The organism is Kitasatospora sp. NPDC091257, assembly GCF_044757675.1.
Lineage (GTDB): Bacteria > Actinomycetota > Actinomycetes > Streptomycetales > Streptomycetaceae > Kitasatospora > Kitasatospora lactacystinica.
The window spans coordinates 1-2,408 of sequence record NZ_JBIVVI010001302.1; the positions used below are offsets into that span (position 1 = coordinate 1).

The window sequence follows — 2,408 nt, forward strand, 5'->3', positions numbered from 1 at the left end:
GGATGTCCACCTGATCGTCTCGGAGTTGGCCGACGTGCCGCCGTACCTGAAAAGCAAGGTTGAGGGGTTCTTGGCTCTGTAGCTCGCCGAGTACCGTGCCGGTGACGTACGGGTTGTCGATGGCGTAGCGGACGGCCTTGACCAGGTCCTCCGGGGTGCCGACGCGCCGGGCCGGGTTGCGCTCGGCGACCCCGCGCAGGAACGCGTCCTTGTCGGCGCCCAGGCCGTCCCAGGAGCCGGTGTCGACGATGCCGGGGGAGACGGCGTTGACCCGGACCGGCGCGATCTCCACCGCCAGCGCCTGCACCAGGAAGGCCAGCGCGCCGTTGGTGGTGGCCATCACCGTGCGCGCGGGCGCCGGGCGCCACGCGGCCACACCGGAGAAGAAGGTGAACGAACCGCTCTCGGAGACCTGACCGACCAGGTGCTTGGCCAGCAGCAGCGGGCCGATCACCTTCGCCGCGAACGCCCGCTGCACGTCGGCCGCTTCGAGTTCCCGCAGCGGGCCGTTGGCCGGCATCGCGGCGGTCGAGACCAGGTGGTCGAAGCGGCCTGCCCGGGCGGCGAAGGCGGCGATCGACGCCTCGTCGGCGATGTCCAGGGCGATCACCTCGGACGGTCCGGACAGCTCGCCGGCCGTCCACTCCAGCTTGCGCGGGTCGGGGCCGGCCAGCACCAGGGAGGCGCCGGCCGCCGAGGCGGACTTGGCGACGGCCCGCCCGGTGCGCGAACCGGCACCGACCACGACGAGCCGCTGCCCCTGGAGGGAGGTGGTGTCGGACATGGTGGAACTCCTTCGGATGATCGGGGAACCGGCCGCCCGCTGCTTCCCGCGGCGGCCGCACCACGACCCTCTCCCGACCAGCACTGATGAGTCCAAGGCTTGTTTTCTACCTCGGCGATAAAATCTGTTCATGGCAACGCCGACGCTCAGACAGCTCGAATACCTGGCGACCGTGGTCGACACCGGATCGTTCACCCGTGCGGCCGAACAGCTGCACGTCACCCAGCCCGCGCTGTCCCACCAGATCCGCGCCCTGGAGGGCGCCCTCGGCGGCCCGCTGCTGGAGCGCCTGCCGCGCTCGGTGCGGCTCACCCCGATGGGCCGGGCGGTCCTGCCGCACGCCCGCGCCGCACTCGCCGAGGCCGAGCGGCTGCAGGCGGCGGCCCGCCGCTCGGCCGGCCTGGAGGAGGGCGAACTGGAGGTCGCCGTCGTCTACTCCGTCAGCCTCGGCATCCTGCCGCCCGTGCTGCGGGAGTGGCGCCGCCGTCACCCCGGCGTGCGGATCCGGCTGCGCGAGTACCCCCACACCGACGCGCTCCGGGAGGCCATGGCCGCGGGCCGCGCCGACCTCGCCATCGGCCCGGCGCCGAGCGGCTGGGAGGGGCCGATCCGGGAGCTCGGCGTCGAGGAGTTCACCGTCGTCCTGCCCGCCGACGACCCGCTGGCCGACCGCCCCGCCGGGACCGTCGCCCTCACCGAACTCGCCGACCGCGACTGGGTCCACTACGCCCCCGACAACGGCCTCGCCGACCTGCTCGACCAGGTCTGCGCCCGGGCGGGCTTCCACCCCCGGGCGGCGATCCGTGCCGAACAGACCTCGGCCGCCCCGCTGCTGGCCGCGGCCGGGCTCGGCCCCGCCCTGGTGCCCGCCAACATCGTCCCGGCCCACTTCGAGGGCGCCCTGCTGCGCCCGGACCCGCCGGTCCTGCGCATCCTCACCGCCTACACCCGCACCCGCCCCGATCCGCTCACCGTGGCCTTCGCCGACCTGCTGGCCCGTCAGGCCCGGGTCGACCCCGTGGTCTCCGGCCGGTCGGCCGAGGCCGACGGGGCGCTCACCTGAGGCCCGACCCCGGCGGTGGAACGCGCGCCCGAGCTCCGATCGGGCGCCGTGGCGCGTCAGCGCGCGGCGCCGCCGACCGGCTCGTGCTCGTCGTCCGCGTCCTGCGGGTCGACGGCGTCGCTGAGGCCCAGGCGCAGGTGCTCGATGTGGTAGACGGCCTGGTCGAGCAGTGCGGCGACGTGGTTGTCGTAGAGCGCGTAGACGACCTGCCGGCCGTTGCGGCGGCCGATGACCAGGCCGAGGTTGCGCAGCAGGCGCAGCTGGTGGGAGCAGGCGGACTGCTCCAGGCCGACCTCGGCGGCGAGTTCGGTGGCCGCGCAGGGGCCCTCGCGCAGCCGGGAGAGGATCAGCAGCCGGGAGGGCGTGGCGAGGGCTTGCAGGGTGGTGGCCACCCGGGCAGCGCTGGTCGCGTCCAGGCGCGTGTGCGGGACGGCGGTGGCGGGGGTGGCTCCATGACCCATGCGGGCCATCCTACAACTCATAGATGAACGAGCCTTCATATGTTCATGTATCGTGAACGAGTCAACGGCCCCGCCCTGCCCAGGCCTGCCCGAAGGGTCC

General features: G+C 73.9%; 3 protein-coding genes. 1 reads left to right on the forward strand and 2 read right to left on the reverse strand.

The genetic code is table 11. The features are described 5' to 3' along the window. Positions 1-784 (reverse strand): SDR family oxidoreductase (locus ACIQOV_RS37585; protein ID WP_401055272.1); only part of this gene is annotated, 784 nt, incomplete at its 3' end. Between the two features lie 130 nt (positions 785-914). Between ACIQOV_RS37585 and ACIQOV_RS37590 the strand changes: the two genes are divergently transcribed. After that, positions 915-1,847, forward strand: coding sequence for a LysR substrate-binding domain-containing protein (locus tag ACIQOV_RS37590; protein WP_401055273.1), 933 nt, complete (start codon positions 915-917; stop codon positions 1,845-1,847). 56 nt (positions 1,848-1,903) lie between these two features. Here the strand turns inward: ACIQOV_RS37590 and ACIQOV_RS37595 are convergent, their stop codons facing one another. After that, positions 1,904-2,308: an ArsR/SmtB family transcription factor gene (locus ACIQOV_RS37595; protein ID WP_380352967.1), complete on the reverse strand. Its 405-nt coding sequence runs from the start codon at positions 2,306-2,308 to the stop codon at positions 1,904-1,906. Between the last annotated feature and the right edge of the window lie 100 nt (positions 2,309-2,408).